The sequence below is a fragment of the Rhizobium tibeticum genome, assembly GCF_900110205.1.
In the GTDB taxonomy this organism is placed as follows: domain Bacteria; phylum Pseudomonadota; class Alphaproteobacteria; order Rhizobiales; family Rhizobiaceae; genus Rhizobium; species Rhizobium tibeticum.
Genome location: NZ_FOCV01000012.1, coordinates 1 through 23,637, shown reverse-complemented (window position 1 = coordinate 23,637; position 23,637 = coordinate 1). Strand labels below are relative to the sequence as shown.

The following is a 23,637-nucleotide window of genomic DNA, read 5'->3' as shown; positions in this document are numbered from 1 at the left end:
GGTGCCCGCAATAGACGATGCCAACGAAATATAGGGAAATTAGGAGCGGCGCACCAGCTGGTGTCAATAAAATACATCTATAACAAGCACTTAAATCCGACCCGGGGAGCCAGTTTTGAAAGTAGGCGGCTGCTTTTGTTGAATATTCCGGAAGCAGGCGTTTTCTTCCCCACTTTCCCTCCCCACTGTTGAAATCGACCACGAGCCGCTGGCCTGCCTCAGCTACACTAGGGCGGGGCATTTTGAATCTGGGATAACCTCGCCCTGACGCTGGAACAAAGGTAACGGGCATTGTCGTTGAGGATTGCGCGGAGTGTGGAGCGCAGAGATTGTATGCGCCTCATGGGAGGGGTAGATCGCGTAAACCGAACCGGCAAACCTTTTCGGCATGTTGCCGCAGCATGTCCTAGCCGCGAGTGCCCACGCCGCCCCCTAGCCTGTCGGCTTTCGCTTTCTGGTGGGCGTTAGCAGTGCGCAGCGGAACCATTCGCGGGTTTGTGGGTTTTATCAACGCAATCGCTCTGACAGGTCGTTGCGCGCGCTGGCCCTCGCAGTCCCTCAAGGCGCCAGCACAAGAAGGCCCGGAAGCTCCCAGCGCCGGGTCTCCATTTTGAGTGCTTAATGCTTCCCGCCGATTTTTCCGTCAGACCCAGATCCAGCTCCATCATCCCGTAGCGTGAACGAGTCCAGCAGACGGCGACTCTCGCGCATATGGGCTATCAAGCGGCGAGCGTAGTTGTCGTAGGCGCTGACTTCGTCGGATCGAACTGGCGGCAGTCTCTCCATGCGCGAATCCTCCATTAGGTCAACCTAATAGAGATGAGAAAACGGGCGGAGGCAACTGATTCTATTGGGGTAGACCGGTCGGCGCGCTGCCGGTGGAGGCGCCGGTAGTGACCGCGCCGGCCATTGGTATATACAAAAGGCCACGCCAGGGAGGCGGACCGGCGCGCAAGTGTCGCGTCTAAAACTTGTTCATGATTCTGTCGAAGAGCTCACCGCTCGTCTTGTAGATCAGCCAGTCCATGGAACCTCGGCTGGAGTTGCAGTCGAGACACGCCAGCGCCAGGTGTGACCGTCTGTTGCTGCCGCCATCCGATCGCCGATCAAGATGCTCGAGCGTTTCCGCGCTAGGCGGCATCCTGCTGGTAGGAGCGTCAGGACCATGCACCCCCCGCAGCAGCAGCAGAGGCTTCCCTGCTTGCGCCTGAGCGTTGCGCGAAGTCCTGCCTGCTTGATCTTCACTGCGTGGCTCCGCGTGGCTAATGAGTGTTCGAGCGCATCGCCTCCGTTCGTGATCGCGAGGGAGGTATATTCCGTAGATTCCTCTACTCATTGCACTTCGCTGACGGGAAATGACGATTGCTCTGGTTTCATGGAAGTCGACGAATGACGCCTTTGCCCTTTGCGACAAGATCAGGTAGACCCTGCGACCGGGCGCGACTGCCATTAACTTAAGAATGGGGTCGGGTGGCAGATTGACGTCACGCCGCTGTCACGAGATCACGTGACCGCCCTTGATATTATTCAGCTCCTTGACCGCCCTCATCCGGCTCGCCTAGCTTTTTCATCGCGGCCCACCAAGCTGCAATTCGCCGTCCAAGGACAGCGGACACCACCATACCGGAGGAGACATCGAAATGCTTTCGGCATTCGTGCCGGCGGCAATGTCTCTGAAGTCTTTGGTGGGAAATGGATGAATCCGATCTTCAAACCAGCCGTCGCCGACGCCCGTTCAGCGCAGCGCGAGGACGTGCAACTAGCGTTCTTGGCCAGAATGGAAGCTTTCCCAGTGCCGCGGTTGTTGGCGCTTATGGAAGTCGCGTCGGCGCTGAATGCATCTCCGTCAACTACTCAACAGTTAGTCGCGTACGGCGAGCTTGCATTTGTTCAAATAGGCAAAGGCACAGAGCGAACGCGTCTGGCTTTCTCGTAGTCCGATGTGGAGGGTCTTATAGAGCGAAAGAGGCCAAGGACCCTACACATTCGTGCGCATGACAGCAGCTTGGGAACGTCGACGACGAACTCGACGAACCGGACGCTTGCGACTACGATGCGGAGGACGACGACGTTTGGGATGAAGACTCGAGGTTGCGTTGGCGCGTCCCCTCTCTCGCGCACGAAGCTGGTCCGCTTTGTCCAGAGCTCGCGTTGTGCTTGCAGCTTATTGTACCCGCAAAGGTTATGAAAATGCACCTGTCAACCGAAAGGTTAGCTCCCCGAACAACGACAGTGTTGATATTTTGGTTAAAATTGAAACCGCTACCGTTCGGGCACTGAGGCATGTCAAGCATCTCGACAACATCGGATTTCGTCTCCGAGCTCGTTCGGGCAGTAAACCAAATCCACGTGCTGACTCCCAACGAACGAAAGGAGCTAGTCGCTCGCGGCATTGCCAGCATCCGCGAGTTGCGACTGACACTTGATGAAAGTGGAGCAGATACGCCTATGACATCACGGACACTGAGCGAGGTGGAGACACTGATTGCCGAGATGGACGACACGCCCAACGAGCTCGTCGCCGCTGCGTTCGTGGTTTTATGCGACGAAATCAACAAGCTGCTAAAAATTTGTGAAACTGCATCTGCGACCGAAGAGAGGGAGCAGTAATGCATGCATCCGCAATTCTAACTGCAGCGGCTCTATTTTCTTCTCATGCCCGGGCGGTGCTGCCATCGGTAAAGCGCCTCGACATGCAGGGCTGAGGCCCGCCAAGGTCGTCTGTAAGAATATGGGTAGGACATTTGCCCTGCAACTCGTCACCGAACCTACAGCAGGCAGCATCAAGGGCGGTGGGAGCCAACCGTCGGGGGCGGAATGTTTCAACGCATTCCTCGTCCTGAACCGGCAACAAAATCGCTGGAGGAGAAAGCTATGACGGATTCCCGGGATTGGTCTTCTTTTGCGCAGAACGCGACACTGCTGTCGTCCGAGAACGTTGCCAGAGCGTCCGAAGGGCTGCCCCTGCGAGGGGCAGCGACGGCGGGCCGGACGCTGCCATCCGCCTCCACAACTGGAACCTTACCAATCGAGCCCTGACGAGCGGCACGATCGGCGTTGCGGAAAGCTACATGGACGGCGACTGGGAAAGCCCTGATATTGCGTTATTCCTCGAGCTTTTTCTGATCAATGGCGAGGCAACCAGCAAATATGCGCGCGGCACCAGCGGCATCATGCGGGTCGTGGAGCGTGTGCGTCACTGGATGCACGCCAACACCAAGACAGGTTCAAAGCGAAACATCTCCGCGCATTACGATCTCGGCAACGACTTCTACGGGCAATGGCTCGACCCGACGATGACCTATTCGTCGGCGCTCTACTCAACCGGCGCCCGCGACCTGCAATCGGCCCAATGAGCGAAATACCGCGCGCTGGCCGAAGCAACCGGCATCAACCCCAATGACCATGTGCTGGAGATCGGCTGCGGATGGGGCGGTTTCGCAGAATTTGCCGCCAGCGAACTGAACTGCCGGGTGACCGGCCTGACGATCAGCCGCGAGCAGCTTGCCTTTGCCGAGGATCGCATCCGCAGGGCCGGCCTTCGCGACAAGGTCGAGTTTCGCTTCCAGGACTATCGCGACGAGGCCGGCGTTTATGACAGCATCGTCTCGATCGAGATGTTCGAGGCGGTCGGTGAACAGTACTGGCCAGCCTATTTCTCCAAGCCACGCCAATGCCTGAAGCCGGGCGGCAAAGCCGGCCTTCAGATCATCACCATTCGCCCCGAGGCTATCGCCCAATATCGGACGAACCCCGATTTCATCCAGCGCTACGTCTTCCCCGGCGGCATGTTGCCGACACGCGACCACCTGGCCGAACTTGGCCGCAAGGTGAATTTGTCACTGGTCAGGGACTTTGGTTTCGGGTTAGACTACGCCCGTACACTTGCCGAATGGCGCGAGCGTTTTTGGTCGGTATGGGAGCTTGTTGGCCCATTGGGCTTTGACGAGCGCTTCAAGCGGCTCTGGGAATTCTATTTATTTTATTGCGAAGCAGGCTTCCGCGCTAGAAACATAGACGTCCGCCAGGTCGTCTTTGCGCGGAATTGACGAGAGCGGATGGCGGCCAATCCGGCAGATGACCTCCTGTCTGGCCGCCATCCGCCTCGTCAATGCCTTGGACGCCGAACACTACTCTGCAGGATGCGCCATACCCGGTCGTGCATGCTTTTCAAGCGGCCGCTCCCGCCAGCCCGTCGAGCGATTCACCAACCAGAAATAGAGACTATAAGGCAGGAGATTGACGAGCTTCATCATGTAGGTGAAACGCTTCGGGAAGATAATCTCGAAACTCCGAGACTTGAGGCCCGCCGAAATCTGCTCGGCTGCCTCCTCGACCGAGACAAGAGAAGGCATGGGGAATTCGTTCCTCTTCGTTGCAGGAATATCGACGAAGCCCGGATTGATGAGCTGAATGCGGATGCCCATCTTGTCTAGATCGAATTTCAGACTCTCCGCCATGTTGATCAAGGCGGCTTTTGTGGCGCCGTAGGCCGCACTGGTCGGCAGGCCGCCATAGCCTGAAACGGACGAAACGATGGCGATTTGTCCGTGCCCCTTCGCCTTCATGTGCCGTACGGCCGGGACCAGGCAATTTACAACACCCTGCAGATTGACCGCGAAACTCTGCTCGAAATCAGCAAGCTTCAACTCCTCCGCGTGGACGGGCAGATAGACACCGGCGTTGAAGATCGCCAGTGCGAGCGCACCATGTTCATATTCGATTGAAGCAAGCACGTGCTCCATGTCTTCGGCGTTCGTAACATCGCCGTCGAGCACGATAATACTGCCGGACAGGTCGGAGGCCTCGGCCTGCAATTCGGCGAGCTTCTCATGGTCGCGGGCGGTGACGGCGACCTTGTATCCATCTCCCGCGAGTTTGAGTGCCAGCGCTCGCCCAATTCCGGAACTCGCGCCGGAAATCCAGGCTATTCCATGTTCGGGACGAGCAACGAAATCTTGCATGGTACATCTCCTCCGGGCCGCTTTTCTGAACGCCAAAAAAGGTCCGGGAGTTCCTCGCCATCTCCCGGATTTAGGCCTGTATCATACCATTGTGGCTGCTTTCAGCCGATCAGGTCACCTATGAGCTGACGGAAAGATCCAGTCAGCTTGACCGGCGCATCGAGAACCGAAAACGCAATGCAGGGACGGTCCTTTTCGGCGATCGGCCGGTGGTCAACGCTCTCATCTGCTACCGAGATATCGCCGGGTCCGAAACGACCGCGAGCATCGTTGAACGCGCCGTCGAGGATCAAGGTCAGTTCCATTCCTTTATGGGTGTGCGCGGGCAGCGCACGGCCGGCCTTGATCCACATCAGGCTGACTTCACAGCCATCGATGTCGGCGGAGTATTCCTTGAAACCTGGAAGCTTCGTCTTCCAAGGCACTGTATCCACATCATAGCCGACCAGATTGCGTATCGCTCTCGGAAAGAAGCCCCTGTGTGCCTTCAGATCGGCTGGCGCGCGATCTTCGGCCGGCGGCGCGGAGCCGAAGACGGCAGCGAGCTGCGCCATGCGATCGCCGATCGCAGCCTCCGGTATCTGCTCGAGAGCCTCGCCAGCCAGGGATTCGAGATCGCTCACCAGCAAGCGATGATCCGGCTTCATTTCAAGATGCGATTCCACCAGCACGCGCGCCGGCTCTGGAAGGGATCCGGCGACGTAATGCGCCATCAGTGCATCGACCGTGTCGATGTGATCGTGAATCATGACGGTTTCGGTCGTTTCCGCTTTTAGAGATTGCTTTGTCGTCATCCGTACGTTGAAAGTCAATCTCCGGATCACAGCGGCGGCGAAAGCTCAGTCTCGACCACCCTGGACGCGGCGAAGTCTAATTTTATCGTTGCGCTCAAAGGGATGGAATAGCATTTCTTGCCAACCTAGCCTTGTGAAGGGAAAAGACCGTTCCTAAACTAAGCGTTCAAATGAGGCAGAGTCCATGACCGTCTATCCTTCCGTTCTAGAGGCAATCGGCAACACCCCCCTGATCAAGCTCAAGGGCGCGTCGGAAGCGACCGGCTGCACGATTCTTGGCAAAGCGGAATTCCTCAATCCCGGCCAGTCGGTCAAGGATCGCGCTGCGCTCTACATCATTCGCGATGCAGAGAAGAAGGGCCTGCTGAGGCCGGGCGGCGTTATCGTCGAGGGGACGGCCGGCAATACCGGCATCGGCTTGACTGTCGTTGCGAAGGCGCTTGGCTACCGAACCGTCATCGTCATCCCGGAGACTCAGAGCGAGGAAAAGAAGGACGCACTGAGGTTGCTCGGCGCAGAACTCGTTGAGGTGCCCGCCGTTCCCTACAAGAATCCGAACAACTATGTGAAGGTGTCCGGAAGGCTTGCCGAACAGCTGGCGAAGACGGACCCGAACGGCGCGATCTGGGCAAACCAGTTCGACAACGTCGCCAACCGGCAGGCCCACATTGAAACGACAGCCCGCGAAATCTGGAACGATACGAACGGCAAAGTGGACGGCTTTATCTGCTCTGTTGGCTCGGGGGGGACGCTTGCGGGTGTCGCAGCCGGCCTCAAGGCCTTCAGCAAGGACATCAAGATCGGCCTTGCCGATCCCGACGGAGCCGCGCTCTACGAATTCTACAAGAACGGCGAACTTAAATCCGCTGGCTCCTCGATCACCGAAGGAATCGGTCAGGGTCGGATCACGGCAAACCTGGACGGTTTCACGCCCGATTTCGCCTACAACATTTCGGATGCGGACGCCCTGCCCTACGTTTTCGATCTCGTCGAGCATGAAGGCCTGTGCCTGGGTGGATCGACGGCGATCAACATCGCCGGCGCGGTGCGCCTTGCCAGGGAGCTCGGTCCCGGCCATACAGTCGTGACGATCCTTGCCGACTACGGCAACCGCTACCAGTCAAAGCTCTTCAATTCGGACTTCCTGACGTCGAAGGGCCTTCCAGTTCCCGCATGGCTCACCAAGACGCAAAACATACAGATCCCATACGAACCAGCAGCGTGAGACCCCATGCCCGTCAATGCCCTCTATCGTGACGATTTCTATCTTTCGACATGCGAGGCGGTGGTGACCGCCGTTCACGATGACGGGGGCATTGAGCTGGACCAGACCTGCTTTTATGCGACATCGGGAGGCCAGCCGGGCGATACCGGCTTTCTCGAGCGCACGGACGGCAGCAAGATCGCGCTTGGGCAGACGAGACATGGAGCGACAAAGGACATCGTCGTGCATGTCCCCCTCGAAGGCGAAGCCAAGCCAGCGGTTGGCGAAAAGCTGGTGCTGCATGTCGACTGGCCGCGTCGCTACAAGCTGATGCGAATGCACACAGCCTGCCATCTGCTTTCCGTCGTCTGCTCCTATCCGATCACCGGTGCCGCCGTCGGCGAAGACGAGAGCCGTGTTGACTTCGACATGAGCGATACGATCGACAAGGACGACGTGACCGAAAAACTCATGGAGCTGGTGCGGCAGAACTATCCGGTTTACCTGCAGTGGATTACTGACGAGGAACTTGCGGCCAATCCCGGCATCGTCAAATCCAAGAATGTTCGCCCGCCCATCGGCCTGGGCCGGGTCAGCCTTGTCTGTATCGGCGAAAACTCTGCGATTGACAGCCAGCCTTGCGGCGGCACACATGTGTCCGAAACTCAGGAAGTCGGCCAAATTCACATTGCCAAGATCGAGAAGAAGGGCAAAGAAAATCGGCGCTTCCGAATTCGCTTCGGCGCTCCCGGCGACGAAGCTTGACGGTCTAGGGAGAGCAAAATGAGCGAAAAGAAGAGCCGTTTCGTCGTTTCGGCCGATTGGCTGCAGGCGGAACTCGGCAAGCCGGATTTGCGGCTTCTGGATGCGTCCTTCTATCTGCCGGCGCAGAAACGTGATGCTGACGCGGAATACGCCGCCGGCCATATCCCCGGCGCGATCCGTTTCGATCAGGACAAGATCGCCGATCACTCCGTGGCGCTGCCGCACACCATTCCTTCGCCAGACCTTTTCGCAATAGAGGTCGGCAAGCTCGGTATCGAGGAAAAGGACCGCATCGTCGTCTATGACGGCATCGGGATGTTCGCCTCTCCGCGTGTTTGGTGGCTGTTTCGCATGATGGGCGCGCGGAATGTGTACGTGCTCGACGGCGGCCTGGACGGATGGAAATCCGAGGGCCGCCCGCTAGAGACAACCGTGCCGTATTATGAGCCCAAGGTCTTTAGGCCGACCTATGACGCCTCGCGGGTCGTCAATCTCGACACAATGCGGGACATCGTTGCGAGCGGCGCCCTGCAGATAGCCGATGCGCGAAGCGCCGGCCGATTTGCAGCGCTCGAGCCCGAGCCGCGCGCTGGTATGCGATCCGGTCACATGCCCGGCGCGCGAAACCTGCCATCGGGCGTCTTCGCCAACCAGGGCCGCTTCAAGTCGCTGCCGGAACTCCAGCAGACGATCGAGGACGCGGGCATAGACCTGTCGAAGCCCGTGGTGACATCCTGCGGCTCCGGCATCACAGCTGCGATCATCACGCTGGCGCTCGAATCGCTCGGCCATACCGACAACAAGCTCTACGACGGCTCCTGGAGCGAATGGGGTGGCCGGGACGACACGCCCGTCGTCACTGGCCCGCCAGAACCGGTCAAAGCCTGACACGATGGTGAAGGCCCCCTCGTCCATGAAAGCCCATATTACGCGCCTGGAAATGACGGCACCGCCGAAGGCAAGCCTGCCGGTGCCGATCAACATCCAGACGGCGATCATGCGGGCACCCGACATTCCGTTGCCGTTCTACCGCTATCTCTACCGCCAAGTCGGGGCCAGATGGCAGTGGGTGGACCGTTTGAGAATGGTTGACGAGGATCTGGCCAGGGCGCTGCACGACAAGCGCAACAATATCAGCGTGCTCTACGTGAACGGCGCACCCGCCGGTTTTTATGAGTATTTCATCGAGGATGAGGACACGATCGAACTCTGCCACTTCGGACTGTTCGAGCATGCGCTTGGTCTGGGGATCGGAAAGTGGTTCCTGCTGCAGGCGCTCTATGCAATCTGGACGCTCAATCCGAAGCGGGTGACGACGACGACCAACAACCTCGATCACCCGCGCGCCTTGCAGCTCTACCAGATGTTCGGCTTTTCCCCGGTCTCCACCGGCTCGGGCATCGTCCGGCCTCTCAGCGACAAGGAACTTCTGGAGTTGAGTAAAAGGGACTGGTGAGCCGGCAGAGGGAAACCAGTCCGAAGAGCACCTGCAGGAATCGGGTGGTATATGTGCCGGCAAAGGCGCATCTCATGGCCATCAGCTAGGAGATCTGCCATGACCGACATCCGCTTTTCCGCCATGCCCACTGCCGACGCCGAAAATCTCTGGAACGGCGGTACAGATGCCTACGGTTTCTTGCCCGAGCCGATGGTCTCTGACGGACCAGGCCATCCCTGCCGCCATTGCCTGAAGAATATCGATGCGGGCGAGGAACTGCTGGTCTTCGCCTATCGGCCGTTTCCCGAGCTTCAGCCCTATGCCGAAACCGGACCTATCTTCCTCCACAAGGAACGCTGCGAGCGCTATGCCGCCGAAGACGTCCTACCGCCGGTCCTGACCAGCCCGGATTTCATCGTGCGCGGCTACAATGCCGAAAACCGCATCGTCTACGGCACCGGCGCGGTGACGCCGACGCCCCATATCCGCTCCTATGCCGCCGAACTCCTCGAGCGGCCGGAGATTGCCTACGTGCATGTGCGCTCGGCGCGCAACAATTGCTATCAGTGCCGTATCGACAGATGATATGAAAAAGCCGGTCGCCGGGAGACTGCGGCCGGCCTGAAGCAAGTTACGCTACGTTCAGTACGCTTTCCGGAGCGTAGGATTCATAGCCCAGCGCTTCGGCCACGGGCTTGTTGGTGACGCGGCCCTTATGGATGTTGAGACCGTTCCTTAGGTGGCGATCTTCCGCGATCGCGCGCAGTCCGCGGTCTGCAAGCGCCAGGCCATAGACGAGCGTCGCATTGTTCAGGGCATGCGCCGAAGTGACCGGCACAGCGCCGGGCATGTTGGCAACGCAATAATGCACCACGTCATCGACAACGTAGGTCGGCTCGGAATGCGTCGTTGCATGCGACGTCTCAAAGCAGCCACCTTGGTCGATGGCGACGTCGACGATGACAGAGCCTCGCTTCATGCCCGACAGCATTTCACGGGTGACAAGCTTCGGTGCGGCAGCACCCGGAATGAGCACAGCGCCGATGACGAGGTCGGCCGAGAATACCTCATCTTCCAAGGCCTGAATGCTGGAATAGCGCGTATGGACACGACCGCCGAAGATATCATCGAGCTGGCGCAGGCGCGGCAGAGACTTGTCGAGGATGCTGACGTCGGCACCGAGGCCTGCCGCCATCCTGGCCGCGTGCAAGCCGACCACACCGCCGCCGATCACCGTGACCTTGGCCGGCAGCACGCCAGGCACGCCTCCGAGCAAGATGCCAAGACCGCCATTGGCCTTCTGCAATGCGGTCGCCCCCGCCTGGATCGACAGACGTCCGGCGACCTCGGACATCGGAGCAAGGAGCGGCAGGCCGCCGCGATCATCCGTCACAGTCTCATAGGCAACAGCGGTGACGCCGGAGGCAAGCAGGCCCTTGGTCTGTTCCGGATCGGGCGCAAGGTGAAGATAGGTATAGAGAATCTGGCCATCGCGAAGCTGCGCCCACTCGGAGGGCTGCGGCTCTTTGACCTTTACGATCATGTCGCACTTCTCGAAGATCTCCTTGGCCGAGGCGGCAATCTTTGCGCCAGCGGCCACATAGGCGGCATCATCGGCGCCAATGCCGGCGCCTGCCTTGGTTTCGACCCAGACCTCATGGCCATGGGCAACGTACTCACGAACGGACGCAGGTGTCAGGCCGACGCGATATTCATGATTCTTGATTTCCTTCGGGCAACCGACACGCATAGGCGTTCCTCTCTTTTATGTCCGCTTGGCGGAGTGTCTTTGACGGGGAAATCCAACCACCACAGCCGCGAAATGTCCTTGCAAAGAAGGTTTGCTCTGACACTGTTTTTCGAAGATCATTGCGAATTCGAGCAAATAATCGAAAGTTCTTCGAATGTCCGAACTCGACGCCATCGATCTTGCGATTCTGAAGACGCTTCAGTCCAATGCCCGCATCACCAATGCCGATCTTGCCGCCAAGGTCGGATTGTCGGCATCGGCCTGTTCGCGGCGGCTCGACATATTGGAGAAGAGCGGCGTCATCAGCGGCTATCACGCCCACGTCTCGCATAAGGCACTCGACTACAGGATGATCGCGGTGGTGCACATTTCTCTGTCGGGCCAGTTTGCGAAGACGCTCTCCGAATTCGAGGCTGCCGTTAAGCGCTGTCCGAACGTCCTCGTCTGCTATCTGATGTCCGGCGAATACGACTACATTCTTCGTGTCGCCGCCCGTGACCTGGAGGACTACGAGCGCATCCATCGCGACTGGCTCTCGGCGCTTCCGCACGTCGTGAAGATCAATTCCAGCTTTGCGCTCCGAGAAGTCATCGATAGGCCAAACGTCGGGCTTTGACAGAACCCCAAAACCGGCAGACAGTCCCCGGCGCGGAGCCGCGGCTTCGCCATCCTCTGCCTGATCCCCCGCTGTAAGACACACGCATGAAATCCAAGACCCAAGGCTATGTTTTCGTCCTGTTGGCGATCACCATCTTTTCGCTACAGGACGGCATCTCGAAGCATCTGGCATCCGCCTACCCGCCCGTCTTCGTCACCATGATCCGCTACTGGGCGTTTGCCGCCTTCACCGTTGCGCTGGCCTGCAAGATGAGGGGTGGCCTGAAACAGACGGCCAGGACAAAGAGGCCGTTCCTGCAGGTGATCAGAGGCCTTTTGCTGGCCGCGCAGGTGGTTGTCGTCATCAACTGCTTTGCCTTGATCGGTCTTGCCCACTCGCAAGCGATTTTCTCGGCAACACCGATAGTCATTGCGCTGCTTTCAATGCCTATCCTTGGCGAACGGGTCGGCTGGCGTCGCTGGACAGCGATCGCCGCGGGTCTGGTCGGGGTCTTGCTGATTCTGAAGCCGGAAGGCAGATTCTTCGACTTCAAGCTGCTGCTTGCTGTCTTCTCGTGCTTCCTGTTTGCCTTCTATGTCATCGCGACGCGGCTTGTCAGCCGGGACGACTCGGCCATGACGAGTTTTTTCTACACGGGCGTCGTCGGCGGCATCGGCATGACGCTGATCGGCCCCTTCTATTGGACATGGATGTCGGGGTGGGATTGGGGATGGATGGCGCTTGTCTGCATGACCAGCATATCGAGCCATTATTTTCTCATCCGTGCGTACGACATGCTGGATGCCGCCGCCGTGCAGCCGCTGACTTATCTGCAGCTTGTCTATGCATCGATTATTGGCGTCGTGATCTACAACGAGAGGCTGAGCCTCAGTATGATCATCGGCTCTGTTATTGTCGTTGCGGCAGGAATTTTCACCATGTGGCGGGAACACGTCGTTGCACGCAGATCCCATCCAAGACCAACGTCTCCGTAATTTTAGATCGAGCTATTAAAGCATTCTCAATGTTCACCCAGTAGATTTCATCCACATGTTTCTGGTGGAGCGTAACATGCAGAACAATCTGAATATCATAACTCGCAAGGCCGAGCGCAAACATTGCCGCATATTCGGTAAGGTCCGCTATCTCACCAAGGAAGTGGATGCGCGCATCCTTGACATGTCGGTTACCGGCATGGCCGTCGAAATCCGGGCGCCGATTCATGCGGCATCTGGCAGCCGTGTGCAGATCCTTGCCGATGATCTCGGCACCCTTCACGGCATCATCCGCTGGACCCACAATGGCCGCCTTGGAATTCAGTTCGATCCGAACTCCAATGCCCGCGCGCAGGTGTCGTCCTATTTCCGGTTCTTCCACAAGGAAGTGAAGCCGGTCCTGACGCGATAATTGCCCTGTCATTTTCAGGGTTTACTCCTTCGCAAATCATCCTAGTCTCGCCTGCGGGCCGGGCGACGCGTGATTTTCGAAGGAGTTTTCATGTCTTCCATTCTCGATTTGCCGCCAATGACCCGCCGCTCGTTGCTTGGCGGCATTGCTGCGACATCTGCACTCGTCCTGCTTCATCCCTTTAGTGCGCGCGCGGGCGCCAATCAGGCTCATCTGCGCCTGATGGAAACGACGGATATTCACGTCAACGTCTTCCCCTACGACTACTATGCCGACAAACCGAACGACACGATGGGCCTGGCGCGCACCGCGACGATCATCGACAACATCCGGGCGGAAGCTGCTAATTCTCTGCTGATCGATAACGGCGACGTCTTGCAGGGCAATCCCATGGGTGACTACATGGCCTATCAGCTCGGCATGAAGGACGGCGATGTGCATCCTGTCATCAAGGCAATGAACACGCTGGGGTACACCGTCGGCACACTCGGCAACCATGAATTCAACTACGGTCTCGACTTCATGTTCAAGGTGCTGAGCGGAGCAAACTTCCCATTCGTCTGCGCCAACCTGACGAAGGGGCAACTTGCGTCCGACCCGACAAAGGACGAGCTGTTCTTCAAGCCGTACGTCATCGTCGAGAAGGTCATCAAGGCCGGCGCCGGCAACGAGAGCCCCGTCAAGATCGGCTTTATCGGCTTTGTACCGCCGCAGATCATGCTGTGGGACATCAAGAACCTCGAAGGCAAGGCGCAGACGCGCGACATCGTTGAAGCTGCCAAAGCCTGGGTGCCGGTCATGAAGCAGGAAGGCGCGGATATCGTCATCGCGCTCTCGCACTCCGGCATCGACGGTGCGGCCCCATCCGAGAAGATGGAGAATGCATCCCTGCATCTTGCTGCGGTCGATGGGATTGACGCGATCTTCACCGGGCATCAGCACCTCGTCTTTCCCGGTCCGAAGACTTGGGACGGCATTCAGAATGCCGATCCAGCGAAAGGTACGTTGCACGGCAAACCCGCGGTGATGGCCGGCTTCTGGGGCTCGCATCTCGGCCTAATTGATCTCCTGCTGGAAAAGGACGGCAAAGGCTGGCAGATAGTCGACTTCACATCGGAAGCGCGGCCGATCTACCACCGCGATGACAAAAAGAAGATCATCGCCGATGTGGCCGATAAGAAGGACGTCATTGAGGCTGCGAAGGCCGAGCACGAGGCGACGCTCGCTTATGTGCGTACCCCCGTCGGCAAGACCTCGGCGCCGCTATACTCCTATTTCGCGCTGGTTGCCGACGACCCGTCCGTTCAGATCGTCAGCCAGGCCCAGACCTGGTATATCAAGCAAATGCTGGCAGACACCGAGTACAAGGACCTGCCGGTGCTTTCGGCAGCCGCACCCTTCAAGGCGGGGGGACGCGGCGGCGCCGACTACTATACGGATGTGCCCGCCGGCGACATCGCGATCAAGAACGTGGCAGACCTCTACCTGTACCCCAACACGGTTCAGGCGGTCGCCATCAGCGGCGAGCAGGTGAAAAACTGGCTGGAGATGTCAGCGGCGATGTTCAATGAGGTCAAACCCGGATCGAAGGATGCAGACCTGCTGAACAACGCGTTCCCATCCTATAACTTCGATGTGATCGACGGCGTGACCTACCAGATCGACCTGTCGCAGCCGCGCAGGTTCGATGATGACGGCAAACTGATCAATGCCGACGCAAACCGCATTCAGAACCTGCAGTTTGATGGCAAACCTATTGACCTCAAGCAGAAATTCGTGGTCGTCACCAACAATTACCGCGCCGGCGGCGGTGGAAAGTTTCCGGAAATTGCCGCCGACAAGGTCATCTTCCAGGCGCCGGACACGAACCGCGACGTCATCGTCCGCTTCGTCCACGAAGAGGGCACGATCAATCCGTCGGCCGACGGCAACTGGACCTTCAAGCCACTCTCGGGAACAACGGCAGTCTTCCAGAGCGGCCCGAAGGCAAAGCAGTTCCTGGCTGACGTGAAAAGCGTCAAGATCGAGGAAGCAGGCGACGGCGCCGAAGGCTTCGCGAAGTTCAGGTTGATACTCTAGATGTGAGCTTTCAGAAGGTTGGCCACTCAGAGCGGAATGGGAGGGCGCGAGGTACCCGCGTCCTCTTACTCGGCGGCAATCGGCAAATCGGGCGGCGACAGCTCGGCCAGTTGAGCCGTAAAATCGGCGTGCCTAGGGCATTGCTCGAGCCTCACCCGAAACGCATCGATCATCCAGCTTGCCGCCGGACCAGGCGGGCTGGCGATCCGTCTCATGGCGTAGATCGGATATTCTCCCTGCTCGAAAGGCGGCAAGTCGAGATGGACCAAAGCGCCGCTTCTCAGATCGTTGCGAATAAGCGAGGCGGGCAAGCCGCCCCAACCAAGCCCACCGCGAATGAGGGAGTGTTTCGTCGCAATGTCGCTGACCCGCCATGTCTTGTAGGAAAGCACATTGAAATCCCGGCCTTTTGTCAAACCCGACGCGTCCGTCACCACCAACTGCGTCTCCTCACGGACATCCGCCATGGTCAGCGGTCTGCCGATCTTCGCCAGCGGATGATCATGCGCGGCAACGGGCATCATGAAGGAGTGTCCGATTTGTTCTGCAACAAGCGCATCGTGTTGCTTCAGCAGAGCGCCGCCGATGCCTATCGTTGCCTTGCCGCTCAAAACGAGATCCATCACCACACCGAGTTCACCCACGGTCAAACTGAGCGCCACGGACGGGAATTTGTCACGGAACCCGCGTAGCACGTCGACGACCGCATGCGACGGCACCATGACGCTGATCGCCGCGGAGACCTCGGCCTCCAGTCCTTCCTTCAGCCCCTTTACGCGGGCGCGCATCACCTCGAGATCGGAGACAAGCCGCCGCGCATCCTCAAGAAGCGCCTTACCCGCCTCTGTCAGCTTCGGTTGCCTCGCGCCGGAGCGCTCGAAGAGCGGCACTTCAAGTTGAGCCTCGAGGTTGGCGATCGTGTAGCTGATGACCGACTGAGCGCGGTTGAGCGCGCGCGAAGCTGCCGAAAAGCTGCCCGTCTCCGCAACTGTGAGAAATACTTGCAGCTGGTCCAATGTCGGGTTCGGAAGCATTTGCCATCCAATCTATCGATGATTTTGATCGACATTATCACAGTTTTTTCGATAGTCGGCCAGTCCTATTTTCCTCTCGAAACAGCGGCTCGAGGCTTCCAAGACGAGCCGCGGAACCCAATTCGAGAGGAAATTCAATCATGTCATCCATCCTGCTTCTGACTTCCAGCCCGCGCGTAGACTCGCTTTCCACCACGATCGCAGCTGACCTCGTTGAAAAGATCAAGACTCAGCAGCCGGGCAGCGTTGTCGTTCGCCGCGACCTATCGGCCAACCCGCTTCCGCACATCGACGATCTCTTCACCGCCGCGATCCGCAAGCCAGCTGATGCCCGCACCGCTGACGAAGCCGCGGCTGTGAAGACGTCCGACGAGCTCGCCGCTGAACTGCTTGCCGCCGATACGATCGTCATCGGCACCGGTCTCATCAACTTCAACATCTATTCGTCGCTGAAGACCTGGATCGACAACGTCGCCCGCGCCGGCCTCACCTTCAAGTATACCGAAAGCGGCCCGGTCGGCCTTGCCACCGGCAAGAAGGTCTACGTCGTTCTCGCCTCCGGCGGCGTATACTCGCAGGGCCCGGCAGCCGGCATGAACCATGCCGTTCCGTATCTGAAGTCGGTCCTCGGCTTCCTCGGCATCACCGACATCGAAACGATCTACGTCGAAGGCCTCGCCTTTGGCCCAGAAGCTGCCGAGAAGGCGATTGGCGCTGCCAAGGCTCGCGCCGAAGAAATCGCCCTCGCCGCCTAATCAGTGTTCAGACCGATGTTGAAACGGCCGGTTCTCACCGGCCGTTTTCATTTTGTGCCGACCTCGTTCACGAAAGCCTTCACGGTATCGAGTATCTCGCTGGCGAGGTCCTCATCCTTCGCGATCCGTGCGAGACCAAGTGCGCCGGTCATGAGACAGGACGTGATTATCGCCTTGCGGCGCGCCTGTGTTTCATCGGTCGTGTTCATGCGCGCCTGCATGGTATGTAAGTTCATCTTCATCTGATCGGTCGCGAGCGACCGGCACCTCTCGCCGGCGCGCGCTATATCAGCCGTGAGGGCTGCGAACGGGCATCCGCCAGCGGGATCGTCCCGGTGTTCCCCGCTCAGGTAGGTCGCCGCATATTCCTGCAGCGGAATATCCTCCGGAGCGCGCCCTTCCGACCGTACCTTCGCGGCCCAGGCGCCAAAAGCTGCTTGCATCGCCTCGACCACCAGTTCGTCACGCGAGGCAAAATGCTTGTAGAAGCCGCCGACCGTCAGCCCCGCCTCCTTCATCAGATCCGCGACGCCTACGCCTTCCAACCCCTTCTCGCGTAAACGCTTCGACGCGATTTCGACGATCCTCTCGTGCGTCTTGCGCTTATCCTGCTGTGAGTGGCCCATGAAAATTCTCTCCGGGGATCGGTTGACTTATCAAGATTATACTCATAATCCTTATGGATGTCGATCGTAATCCAGATCAAATTTCCAAGAGGAGTCATGCAATGCGTCTGCAGAACAAGGTCGCCCTATCACGGGCGGAAACAGCGGCATCGGTCTTGCGACCGCCAAGATCTTCCTCGATGAAGGGGCCAAGGTGATCATTACTGGTCGGAACCCCGAGACCCTTGCGGCCGCCGAAAAAGCTCTCGGTAGCAACGTGCTCACGCTGAAGCTCGACGTCACTGATGTAGCGGCCACGGAACGGGCATTCGCAGAAGCAGCTGCCAAGTTCGGTAAATTTGACGTGCTCTTCGCCAATGCCGGCATTGGCGGTGCTACCCCACTTGGAGGGACGTCGCTGGAGCAATTTAACGCCATCATCAGCACGAACCTCACCGCCGTGTTCTTCACGGTCCAGTCGGCACTGCCGCATCTCAACGATGGCGGCGCTGTCATCCTCAACGGATCCGTGCATTCCGTGCTTGGTGCGCCTGGCTGGTCGGCCTATGCCGCCACGAAGGGTGCTGTACGCGCCATGACCCGAAATATGGCGTCCGAGCTTGCGCCGCGCGGCATCCGCGTCAATCAGGTCACACCCGGCGGCACCAAAACACCAATCTGGCAACCGATGGCGTCCACCGCCGATGCAATGTCCGCGCTCGAAGCCCGGCTGGGCGGAATGAGTCCGCTCGGACGAATGAGCGAAGCGGAGGAAATTGCCAAGGCTGCGCTCTATTTCGCCTCAAGCGATTCGGCTAACGTCACAGGGATCGAGATCGTGGTCGACGGCGGCGCGACAAGCGCGCCCTCCGGCGCCAAGATATTCCGCGCCGGTTAACCGCTAGCCAGTCTTCACAAGCCCAGGCTTGCCAACGACGCAGTTGCGGCCGCCTTTCTTTGCCTGATAGAGCCTCTCATCGGCAGCCGAAAGGACGGTTGTGAAGCTCACCCCGTCGGTATCGGCTGTCGCCACGCCAATGCTGACGGTAACCGGCTTTCCGTCCGGCGTCTTGACGCTGCTTGCGATCGTCCAGCGCAAGCGTTCGGCAAGACGCATTCCCTCAGCATGGTCGGTTGCCGGGCAGACCGCGACAAATTCTTCGCCGCCGAAGCGGAAAACACGATCGGCCGATCGCAGAATGGTGCCTAGGCGAAGCGCGATCGCCTTCAACACCTCATCCCCCTGCAGATGTCCGAAGCGGTCGTTGACGACCTTGAAATGGTCCGCATCCAGGATAATCACAGTGGCGAACTGCCCTTGCTGCAGCGCCTCACGGACCATGACCGGCGCGTCCATCTCCATCCGGGTGCGGTCGTAAACGCCGGTCAGAACGTCCCTGCCGGTACGGTTCAGCAGATCGTTGTAGCGCTCCCGAAAGGTCAGATCACTGAAGACATCGCTGATCGGCCGCACGCTCACGGGACCGCCGTCGCGGCGTATCCAAATCTCATAGACTGCAAAGAGCGCCGTATAGACGCAGACGGCAAACATCTTTGCCCTCCACCCGTCCCAGAAGGCGGAGGCGGGAATCTCGAGGAAGTAGTGCAAGGCACCGAAGAACCCAATCTGATCGAAGGTTAGGAGGACGAAGCCGCAGATCATGAAGCGCAAGATGATCCTGCGTTTCAGATAATGGCCGAGACGCTCGTACAACAGGATAATGCCGATGGAATCGAGATACAAAAGCGTTGTGCCCCACACCATCAGCCAGCCCATTTCCTTAAGGAAATCGAAGTTCGCGCCGTCCCCACGCGGGAGATCGATTGGCGTATGCAACTGAAGTAGCCACGCTATGCCGACCGTCAGAATGTTGCCGAGAAAGAGGCCGTAGATCGGTTGACGAACCGTGGCGGCATCCTCTTGCAGGTACAGCATGAGAATCATTATCAGCTTGCCGGCGAAAAACACCGACGAGCCGGGCGATGCAACGCCGAATGGCAGCGCGACGTAGAAGACTGCCGCCAGATAGGTTTCCATGAAATGCATTACGCCGAGGGCGGTGAGAAACACGCCCAAACCGAGGCGCTGGCGGAAATGCAACAGCGCCACCATGAGGGTGAAATAGCCAACCGCCTCAATGGCAAAGAGCAGCAGGTTAATGGCTTGCATCAGGCGCCCCTGTCATCAGCCAGCGCGTCAACACCAGAGCGCTGCGTCCACGCCAACAACCAACGGCGGTGAACATGACGGTCGGTTTTTGTGTGGCGTCGTGCACGTGGCTGTTCTGTAAGACTTCGCACACCAAGGTTCTTCGCAATCCTTTAAGATTGCGTGAGCAGAAACGTTGCCTCGCCAGATGCTGAAAAACCGCGTCGGAAGCGGATCAGACCTGACGAACTCTTGCGCCATCGCTGAACAGTGACGGACCGTTCTGATCGATAATCTGCTGCGCCTTGCGTACCGTGCACTCAATCGCATCATCGGAAGACCCGAACATATCGGCGCGGATGAAGTTGCGTACGAGGACTTCGCCATCAACAGTCTTCTCGATGCGGCCGGCGAGACGATATTGGCCACCTTCCTTCTGTGGCTCGGCGTAGATTGTGCAGTCGCCGTAGAGCTGGGGCTCGGAAGAGACGCCTGCCGGAGCGTCAGCAGATTTGCCGACGCCTGAAAACATTGAAAAAATGCTGGAGAAGATCGAAGCCATACTCCGCCTTTATCATGGCAGCTCGTGCCGGAAAAGTTAAATGATGAGGTTTGCGAGGATCTCGTTTTCGGTAATGTCCTCGAAGCCGATGGCAGCATTCTCGAAGTTCGCGACGAGTTGCGCGAAATTTTCAGGTGCCTTGGATTCGATGCCGATCAGCACCGAGCCGAAATTGCGAGCCGTCTTCTTCAGATACTCGAAACGGGCGATATCGTCGTCCGGGCCAAGCAGGTTCAGAAAGTCACGCAAAGCGCCCGGTCGCTGCGGCATCCGCAGGATGAAGTACTTCTTCAAGCCGGCATAGCGCATGGCGCGCTCCTTGACGTCTGGAAGGCGTTCGAAATCGAAATTGCCTCCAGAAACGACTGCTATGACAGTCTTTCCTCTCAGCACTTCCGCATCCATCGCGGCGATCGCGGTCAGCGACAACGCCCCTGCCGGCTCAAGAACGACCCCCTCAACGTTCAGCATCTCGCCGATGGTCACGCAAATCGCGTTTTCCGGCATCAGCATGACCTGCTCGGTCGGGAATGTTTCCAAGGCGGCGAAGTTCAGCTCCCCGATCCTCGCCACGGCCGCGCCGTCGACGAAATTGTCAACCTTGGTGAGCGTCACCAGGCGCCCTGCCTCGATGCTTCGCTTCAGGCTCGGCGCTCCGGCCGGCTCCGTGAAGATGAACCCGGACGTCGGCACAACGCCATCGAGATAGCCGGTGATGCCAGCCGCGAGGCCGCCGCCTCCCACCGGCATGACGACCATATCAGGTACCGTTCCCTCGGGCAGCTGCTGCAGGATTTCGGCAGCAACCGTCGCCTGGCCTTCGATGATATCCGCATGGTCGAAAGGCGGCACCATCACACCGTCGATCGCCTCGACGTAATCGCGCGCGGCCTGGTAACATTGATCGAAGAAGTCGCCCGTCAGCTTGATGGTGATGAACTCCGCACCAAAAATGCGGGTCTTGTCGATCTTCTGCTGCGGCGTCGTCACCGGCATGAAGACAACACCCGGCACACCGAAATAGCGGCAGACAAAGGCAAAACCCTGGGCATGATTGCCGGCCGAGGCACAGACGAAGGTCTTGCCGCCGGCACCCTCGGCGATCGCCTTGCGGAAGAAATTGAAAGCGCCGCGAATCTTATAGGAGCGCACGGGCGAAAGATCTTCGCGCTTCAGCCAGATGTCGGCGCCATAACGCGCCGACAGGTGCTCGTTCAACTGCAGTGGCGTTGCTGGAAAAAGGCTGCGCATGGCCGCCTCGGCGCTCTCGACATCCTGTCTGGTCACGGTCGTTCGTCCATTCCTGTTTCACCTCCGCTATCGCACAACTGCGCGGAGCGAGAAAGCCCATATCCGCCAGCTTCCAAAGCTGGTGTGATAACGCAATTGTGCGCTATCAATTCGCTCGCGATGGAGCTACATCGCCCCGATGATCTCAAGTAAATTTGTAAGGCCGGGTGCCTGGCTACTTCTCGCGGCCATTATTTTCGCCACGCTGTCGCCGATCGGGCTACGGCCGCATACCGTGACCTCGGTTAATCTCGACCGCGCGCTGGCCTATTCGTTGGTCGGCTTCATGTTCGCGGTCGCCTATCCACGGCATTGGCTCGCGGTCGCCATTCTCTTGTTCCTCGGCGCATTGGCAATTGAGTACCTGCAATATTTGTCCCCGACGCGCCACGCGCGCCTGCACGACGCGCTTGTCAAAATCCTTGGTGCATCCGTGGGAGTTTTGGTGGGCTGCATGCTGAATAAAGTCCGGTTCGCAAAATCTGCAGCGAGCATCTCGCAGATGTGACACAGCCGCCTGCTCTTGACTGAATGGCCGCAGTCGTAGATGGAGTGGGCTGCATGCCTGCCGCCCATTCACGCTCATTGGTTCGGTCTTGGTTGACTTAACTCAACTTGGAATGGCACAGTGCCGCACAACCTCCCGTCAATGCTATAGTTCCGCCGAGCCCACGACATTGCGCATCATCTCGCTCTCCACGATCCCTCCACGTTTCGCCAAGCTTGCACCGACGCTTAACAGCCTCATAAAGCAGAACGGTGCAGTGGATGAAATCCGGCTCTACGTTCCCAAACGATATCGACGATTTCCCGACTACGACGGGTCTCTTCCGTCTGTACCCACCGGGATCACGATAGTTCGGCCCGAAGAAGACATGGGGCCTGCGTCTAAGGTGCTGTTTGCTGCGCGCGATCTGCGTGGGAAAAAAGCGCAGATCCTATTTTGTGACGACGACAAGGTGTTCTCGCCTAATTGGGCCGCTCAGCTGTTCGCGGCACAGGATGAGCGACCGGCGGAGTGCGTAGCCTTGATCGGCAAGGACGTGCCAACCGATATTGCGAGACCTTCCGCCTTTGTGCCGAAAGCAATGCGCAGGCGGAAAATAGATCTTTCGCTCCGCGTCCGCCGACTACGACATAAGTTCGCTTCCATAGTGTTGCGTTTGGACCGACCGAAGCCAATGCCAAGCTTGGTTGCGGAAGGCGGTTATGTGGACGTACTTCAGGGGCTCGGTGGTGCCGTCGTGCGTCCCGAGTTTTTCGATGATATCGCATACGACATTCCTGATGTCATATGGGCAGTCGACGATGTTTGGTTGTCCGGCATGCTCGCGCTGAAAGGGATCCCGATCTGGCTTCCTGCCGGGCTGGAAGAACCACGGACGACCGCTGCACACGATGTCGCCTCACTATACCTCGCCACCATCGAGGGTGCGAACCGTGCTGAGGCCAATCGCCGGTGCATCGAGTACATGCAGCAACATTTCAATATATGGCGGTAAACTGCCCATAATTGGTAATCGACAGAGCAATTTAACAGACATTTGCAGTTACGCGGGGACAGACGTGCCCGGTCCTCATCTGGCGAAACGATTACCTGACCAAACTCAAGCTTGAAGGTCTGATACGGGAAGGCTGCACCCTGCATGGCCTGCCGGTCGCGTATGCTGCTACCGCAACATCCCCATGCACAACGCTTGGATGGACTAAGGGACCTTGCTTGCGGAGAACGACTGGGACGTCCTCAAGACCATCCGCCTGTGGGCGAAGGCCAGCCATGAAGCAATCCATGACAAGATCGCTTCGCGGCTCAAGGTTGATCCGATCGATCGCTTCTCGCTCCAGTTCAAGCTGGACACCAGCCTGTCGGACAAAGACAAGTTCCCGCTCAAGCTCAGCGATCTGATCATCATGGGCCGGAACCCGAAGTAGGCTCCTCGTGAAATCGTCTGGGGCTCCGGTCCCGATCAGGTCATCGAGAAGCTGCAGCTGGTTGGCCTTGCCGTGACCGCTGGCATCGCCCGATATTCCACGACAAGACTTCCTCGACTACGAAGGCACGGCCATGTACGTGGACCTCTCCGGTCGTGGTAAGGACGCATTCATGTCCCTCTCAATCAGTGTCTTTTGGTCTAACCGGCGATAGGTCGTATCCATCCGAGCAAGGCCGCGGGATTTTGATTTTCGCGCGTGGTAATGTCGGTTCATGGAGATCGATGAGGACAAAATCGACGATGCAGTTT

General features: G+C 58.5%; 23 protein-coding genes and 2 pseudogenes. 17 read left to right on the top strand and 8 right to left on the bottom strand.

The features are described 5' to 3' along the window. Window positions 1-1,507 precede the first annotated feature (1,507 nt). The 3 genes and pseudogenes from BSG20_RS35605 to BSG20_RS14750 all read left to right on the top strand — a co-directional run bounded on the left by BSG20_RS35605 (window position 1,508) and on the right by BSG20_RS14750 (window position 4,049). Window positions 1,508-1,936 (top strand): hypothetical protein, encoded by a 429-nt coding sequence (locus tag BSG20_RS35605; protein WP_143147485.1) that lies wholly within the window; start codon window positions 1,508-1,510, stop codon window positions 1,934-1,936. Window positions 1,937-2,283: 347 nt separating this feature from the next. Beyond that, on the top strand, window positions 2,284-2,610 hold the full coding sequence (locus BSG20_RS14755; protein WP_072376646.1) for a hypothetical protein: 327 nt from the start codon (window positions 2,284-2,286) through the stop codon (window positions 2,608-2,610). A 264-nt stretch (window positions 2,611-2,874) separates the two neighbouring features. Then, a pseudogene (locus BSG20_RS14750) lies at window positions 2,875-4,049 on the top strand (class I SAM-dependent methyltransferase). 81 nt (window positions 4,050-4,130) lie between these two features. Here the strand turns inward: BSG20_RS14750 and BSG20_RS14745 are convergent. Both BSG20_RS14745 and BSG20_RS14740 read right to left on the bottom strand, forming a co-directional pair. Further along, on the bottom strand, window positions 4,131-4,964 hold the full coding sequence (locus BSG20_RS14745) for an SDR family NAD(P)-dependent oxidoreductase (protein WP_072376648.1): 834 nt from the start codon (window positions 4,962-4,964) through the stop codon (window positions 4,131-4,133). A 101-nt stretch (window positions 4,965-5,065) separates the two neighbouring features. Continuing rightward, a complete protein-coding gene (locus tag BSG20_RS14740; RefSeq protein ID WP_072376715.1) occupies window positions 5,066-5,713 on the bottom strand; it encodes a ChrR family anti-sigma-E factor in 648 nt (215 codons plus the stop codon). A gap of 229 nt (window positions 5,714-5,942) precedes the next feature. Here BSG20_RS14740 and BSG20_RS14735 point away from each other — a divergent pair, with 229 nt between their 5' ends. From BSG20_RS14735 to BSG20_RS14715, 5 genes are all read left to right on the top strand, one after another. Continuing rightward, window positions 5,943-6,983, top strand: a complete 1,041-nt coding sequence (locus tag BSG20_RS14735) for a cysteine synthase A (protein ID WP_072376650.1) — start codon at window positions 5,943-5,945, stop codon at window positions 6,981-6,983. Window positions 6,984-6,989: 6 nt separating this feature from the next. Further along, window positions 6,990-7,727, top strand: a complete 738-nt coding sequence (locus BSG20_RS14730) for an alanyl-tRNA editing protein (RefSeq protein WP_072376652.1) — start codon at window positions 6,990-6,992, stop codon at window positions 7,725-7,727. Window positions 7,728-7,745: 18 nt separating this feature from the next. Then, window positions 7,746-8,615 (top strand): 3-mercaptopyruvate sulfurtransferase, encoded by an 870-nt coding sequence (sseA, locus tag BSG20_RS14725; protein ID WP_072376654.1) that lies wholly within the window; start codon window positions 7,746-7,748, stop codon window positions 8,613-8,615. A 4-nt stretch (window positions 8,616-8,619) separates the two neighbouring features. Beyond that, the gene (locus BSG20_RS14720; RefSeq protein ID WP_072376656.1) at window positions 8,620-9,183 is read left to right on the top strand and encodes a GNAT family N-acetyltransferase; all 564 of its coding nucleotides are present in this window, start codon (window positions 8,620-8,622) and stop codon (window positions 9,181-9,183) included. A 99-nt stretch (window positions 9,184-9,282) separates the two neighbouring features. Continuing rightward, window positions 9,283-9,750 (top strand): DUF1203 domain-containing protein, encoded by a 468-nt coding sequence (locus tag BSG20_RS14715; RefSeq protein ID WP_072376658.1) that lies wholly within the window; start codon window positions 9,283-9,285, stop codon window positions 9,748-9,750. 46 nt (window positions 9,751-9,796) lie between these two features. Here BSG20_RS14715 and ald read toward each other — a convergent pair whose 3' ends face one another. After that, window positions 9,797-10,915, bottom strand: coding sequence for an alanine dehydrogenase (ald, locus tag BSG20_RS14710; protein WP_072376660.1), 1,119 nt, complete (start codon window positions 10,913-10,915; stop codon window positions 9,797-9,799). Between the two features lie 154 nt (window positions 10,916-11,069). Between ald and BSG20_RS14705 the strand changes: the two genes are divergently transcribed. The 4 genes from BSG20_RS14705 to BSG20_RS14690 all read left to right on the top strand — a co-directional run bounded on the left by BSG20_RS14705 (window position 11,070) and on the right by BSG20_RS14690 (window position 14,999). Continuing rightward, window positions 11,070-11,531 (top strand): Lrp/AsnC family transcriptional regulator, encoded by a 462-nt coding sequence (locus BSG20_RS14705; protein ID WP_024318088.1) that lies wholly within the window; start codon window positions 11,070-11,072, stop codon window positions 11,529-11,531. A gap of 86 nt (window positions 11,532-11,617) precedes the next feature. Continuing rightward, window positions 11,618-12,508, top strand: a complete 891-nt coding sequence (locus BSG20_RS14700) for a DMT family transporter (RefSeq protein ID WP_072376662.1) — start codon at window positions 11,618-11,620, stop codon at window positions 12,506-12,508. 76 nt (window positions 12,509-12,584) lie between these two features. After that, complete coding sequence (locus BSG20_RS14695; RefSeq protein WP_072376664.1) at window positions 12,585-12,920, top strand: PilZ domain-containing protein; 336 nt, start codon at window positions 12,585-12,587, stop codon at window positions 12,918-12,920. A gap of 90 nt (window positions 12,921-13,010) precedes the next feature. Then, window positions 13,011-14,999 (top strand): bifunctional 2',3'-cyclic-nucleotide 2'-phosphodiesterase/3'-nucleotidase, encoded by a 1,989-nt coding sequence (locus tag BSG20_RS14690; protein ID WP_072376717.1) that lies wholly within the window; start codon window positions 13,011-13,013, stop codon window positions 14,997-14,999. 65 nt (window positions 15,000-15,064) lie between these two features. Here the strand turns inward: BSG20_RS14690 and BSG20_RS14685 are convergent, their stop codons facing one another. Continuing rightward, on the bottom strand, window positions 15,065-16,033 hold the full coding sequence (locus tag BSG20_RS14685) for a LysR family transcriptional regulator (RefSeq protein ID WP_072376666.1): 969 nt from the start codon (window positions 16,031-16,033) through the stop codon (window positions 15,065-15,067). A gap of 140 nt (window positions 16,034-16,173) precedes the next feature. On the opposite strand from BSG20_RS14685, the gene BSG20_RS14680 reads away from it, so the two are divergent. After that, a complete protein-coding gene (locus BSG20_RS14680) occupies window positions 16,174-16,788 on the top strand; it encodes an FMN-dependent NADH-azoreductase (RefSeq protein WP_024318093.1) in 615 nt (204 codons plus the stop codon). A gap of 47 nt (window positions 16,789-16,835) precedes the next feature. Here the strand turns inward: BSG20_RS14680 and BSG20_RS14675 are convergent, their stop codons facing one another. Next, window positions 16,836-17,414, bottom strand: a complete 579-nt coding sequence (locus BSG20_RS14675) for a TetR/AcrR family transcriptional regulator (RefSeq protein ID WP_072376668.1) — start codon at window positions 17,412-17,414, stop codon at window positions 16,836-16,838. 101 nt (window positions 17,415-17,515) lie between these two features. Here BSG20_RS14675 and BSG20_RS14670 point away from each other — a divergent pair. Further along, window positions 17,516-18,291 (top strand): annotated as a pseudogene (locus tag BSG20_RS14670) (SDR family NAD(P)-dependent oxidoreductase). A gap of 3 nt (window positions 18,292-18,294) precedes the next feature. Here the strand turns inward: BSG20_RS14670 and BSG20_RS14665 are convergent. The 3 genes from BSG20_RS14665 to ilvA all read right to left on the bottom strand — a co-directional run bounded on the left by BSG20_RS14665 (window position 18,295) and on the right by ilvA (window position 21,391). After that, window positions 18,295-19,566, bottom strand: coding sequence for a GGDEF domain-containing protein (locus BSG20_RS14665; RefSeq protein ID WP_177309847.1), 1,272 nt, complete (start codon window positions 19,564-19,566; stop codon window positions 18,295-18,297). Between the two features lie 211 nt (window positions 19,567-19,777). Further along, the gene (locus tag BSG20_RS14660) at window positions 19,778-20,104 is read right to left on the bottom strand and encodes an HlyU family transcriptional regulator (RefSeq protein ID WP_024318097.1); all 327 of its coding nucleotides are present in this window, start codon (window positions 20,102-20,104) and stop codon (window positions 19,778-19,780) included. A 36-nt stretch (window positions 20,105-20,140) separates the two neighbouring features. Next, on the bottom strand, window positions 20,141-21,391 hold the full coding sequence (gene ilvA, locus BSG20_RS14655) for a threonine ammonia-lyase (RefSeq protein ID WP_072376672.1): 1,251 nt from the start codon (window positions 21,389-21,391) through the stop codon (window positions 20,141-20,143). Window positions 21,392-21,533: 142 nt separating this feature from the next. Between ilvA and BSG20_RS14650 the strand changes: the two genes are divergently transcribed. The 3 genes from BSG20_RS14650 (at window position 21,534) to BSG20_RS14640 (ending at window position 23,326) form a co-directional block, all read left to right on the top strand. Continuing rightward, window positions 21,534-21,902 (top strand): VanZ family protein, encoded by a 369-nt coding sequence (locus BSG20_RS14650; protein ID WP_072376674.1) that lies wholly within the window; start codon window positions 21,534-21,536, stop codon window positions 21,900-21,902. 169 nt (window positions 21,903-22,071) lie between these two features. Beyond that, entirely contained in the window at window positions 22,072-22,896 is an 825-nt protein-coding gene (locus BSG20_RS14645) for a glycosyltransferase family A protein (protein WP_244541340.1), read from the top strand. Window positions 22,897-23,110: 214 nt separating this feature from the next. Beyond that, window positions 23,111-23,326, top strand: a complete 216-nt coding sequence (locus BSG20_RS14640) for a hypothetical protein (RefSeq protein WP_072376678.1) — start codon at window positions 23,111-23,113, stop codon at window positions 23,324-23,326. Window positions 23,327-23,637 lie beyond the last annotated feature (311 nt).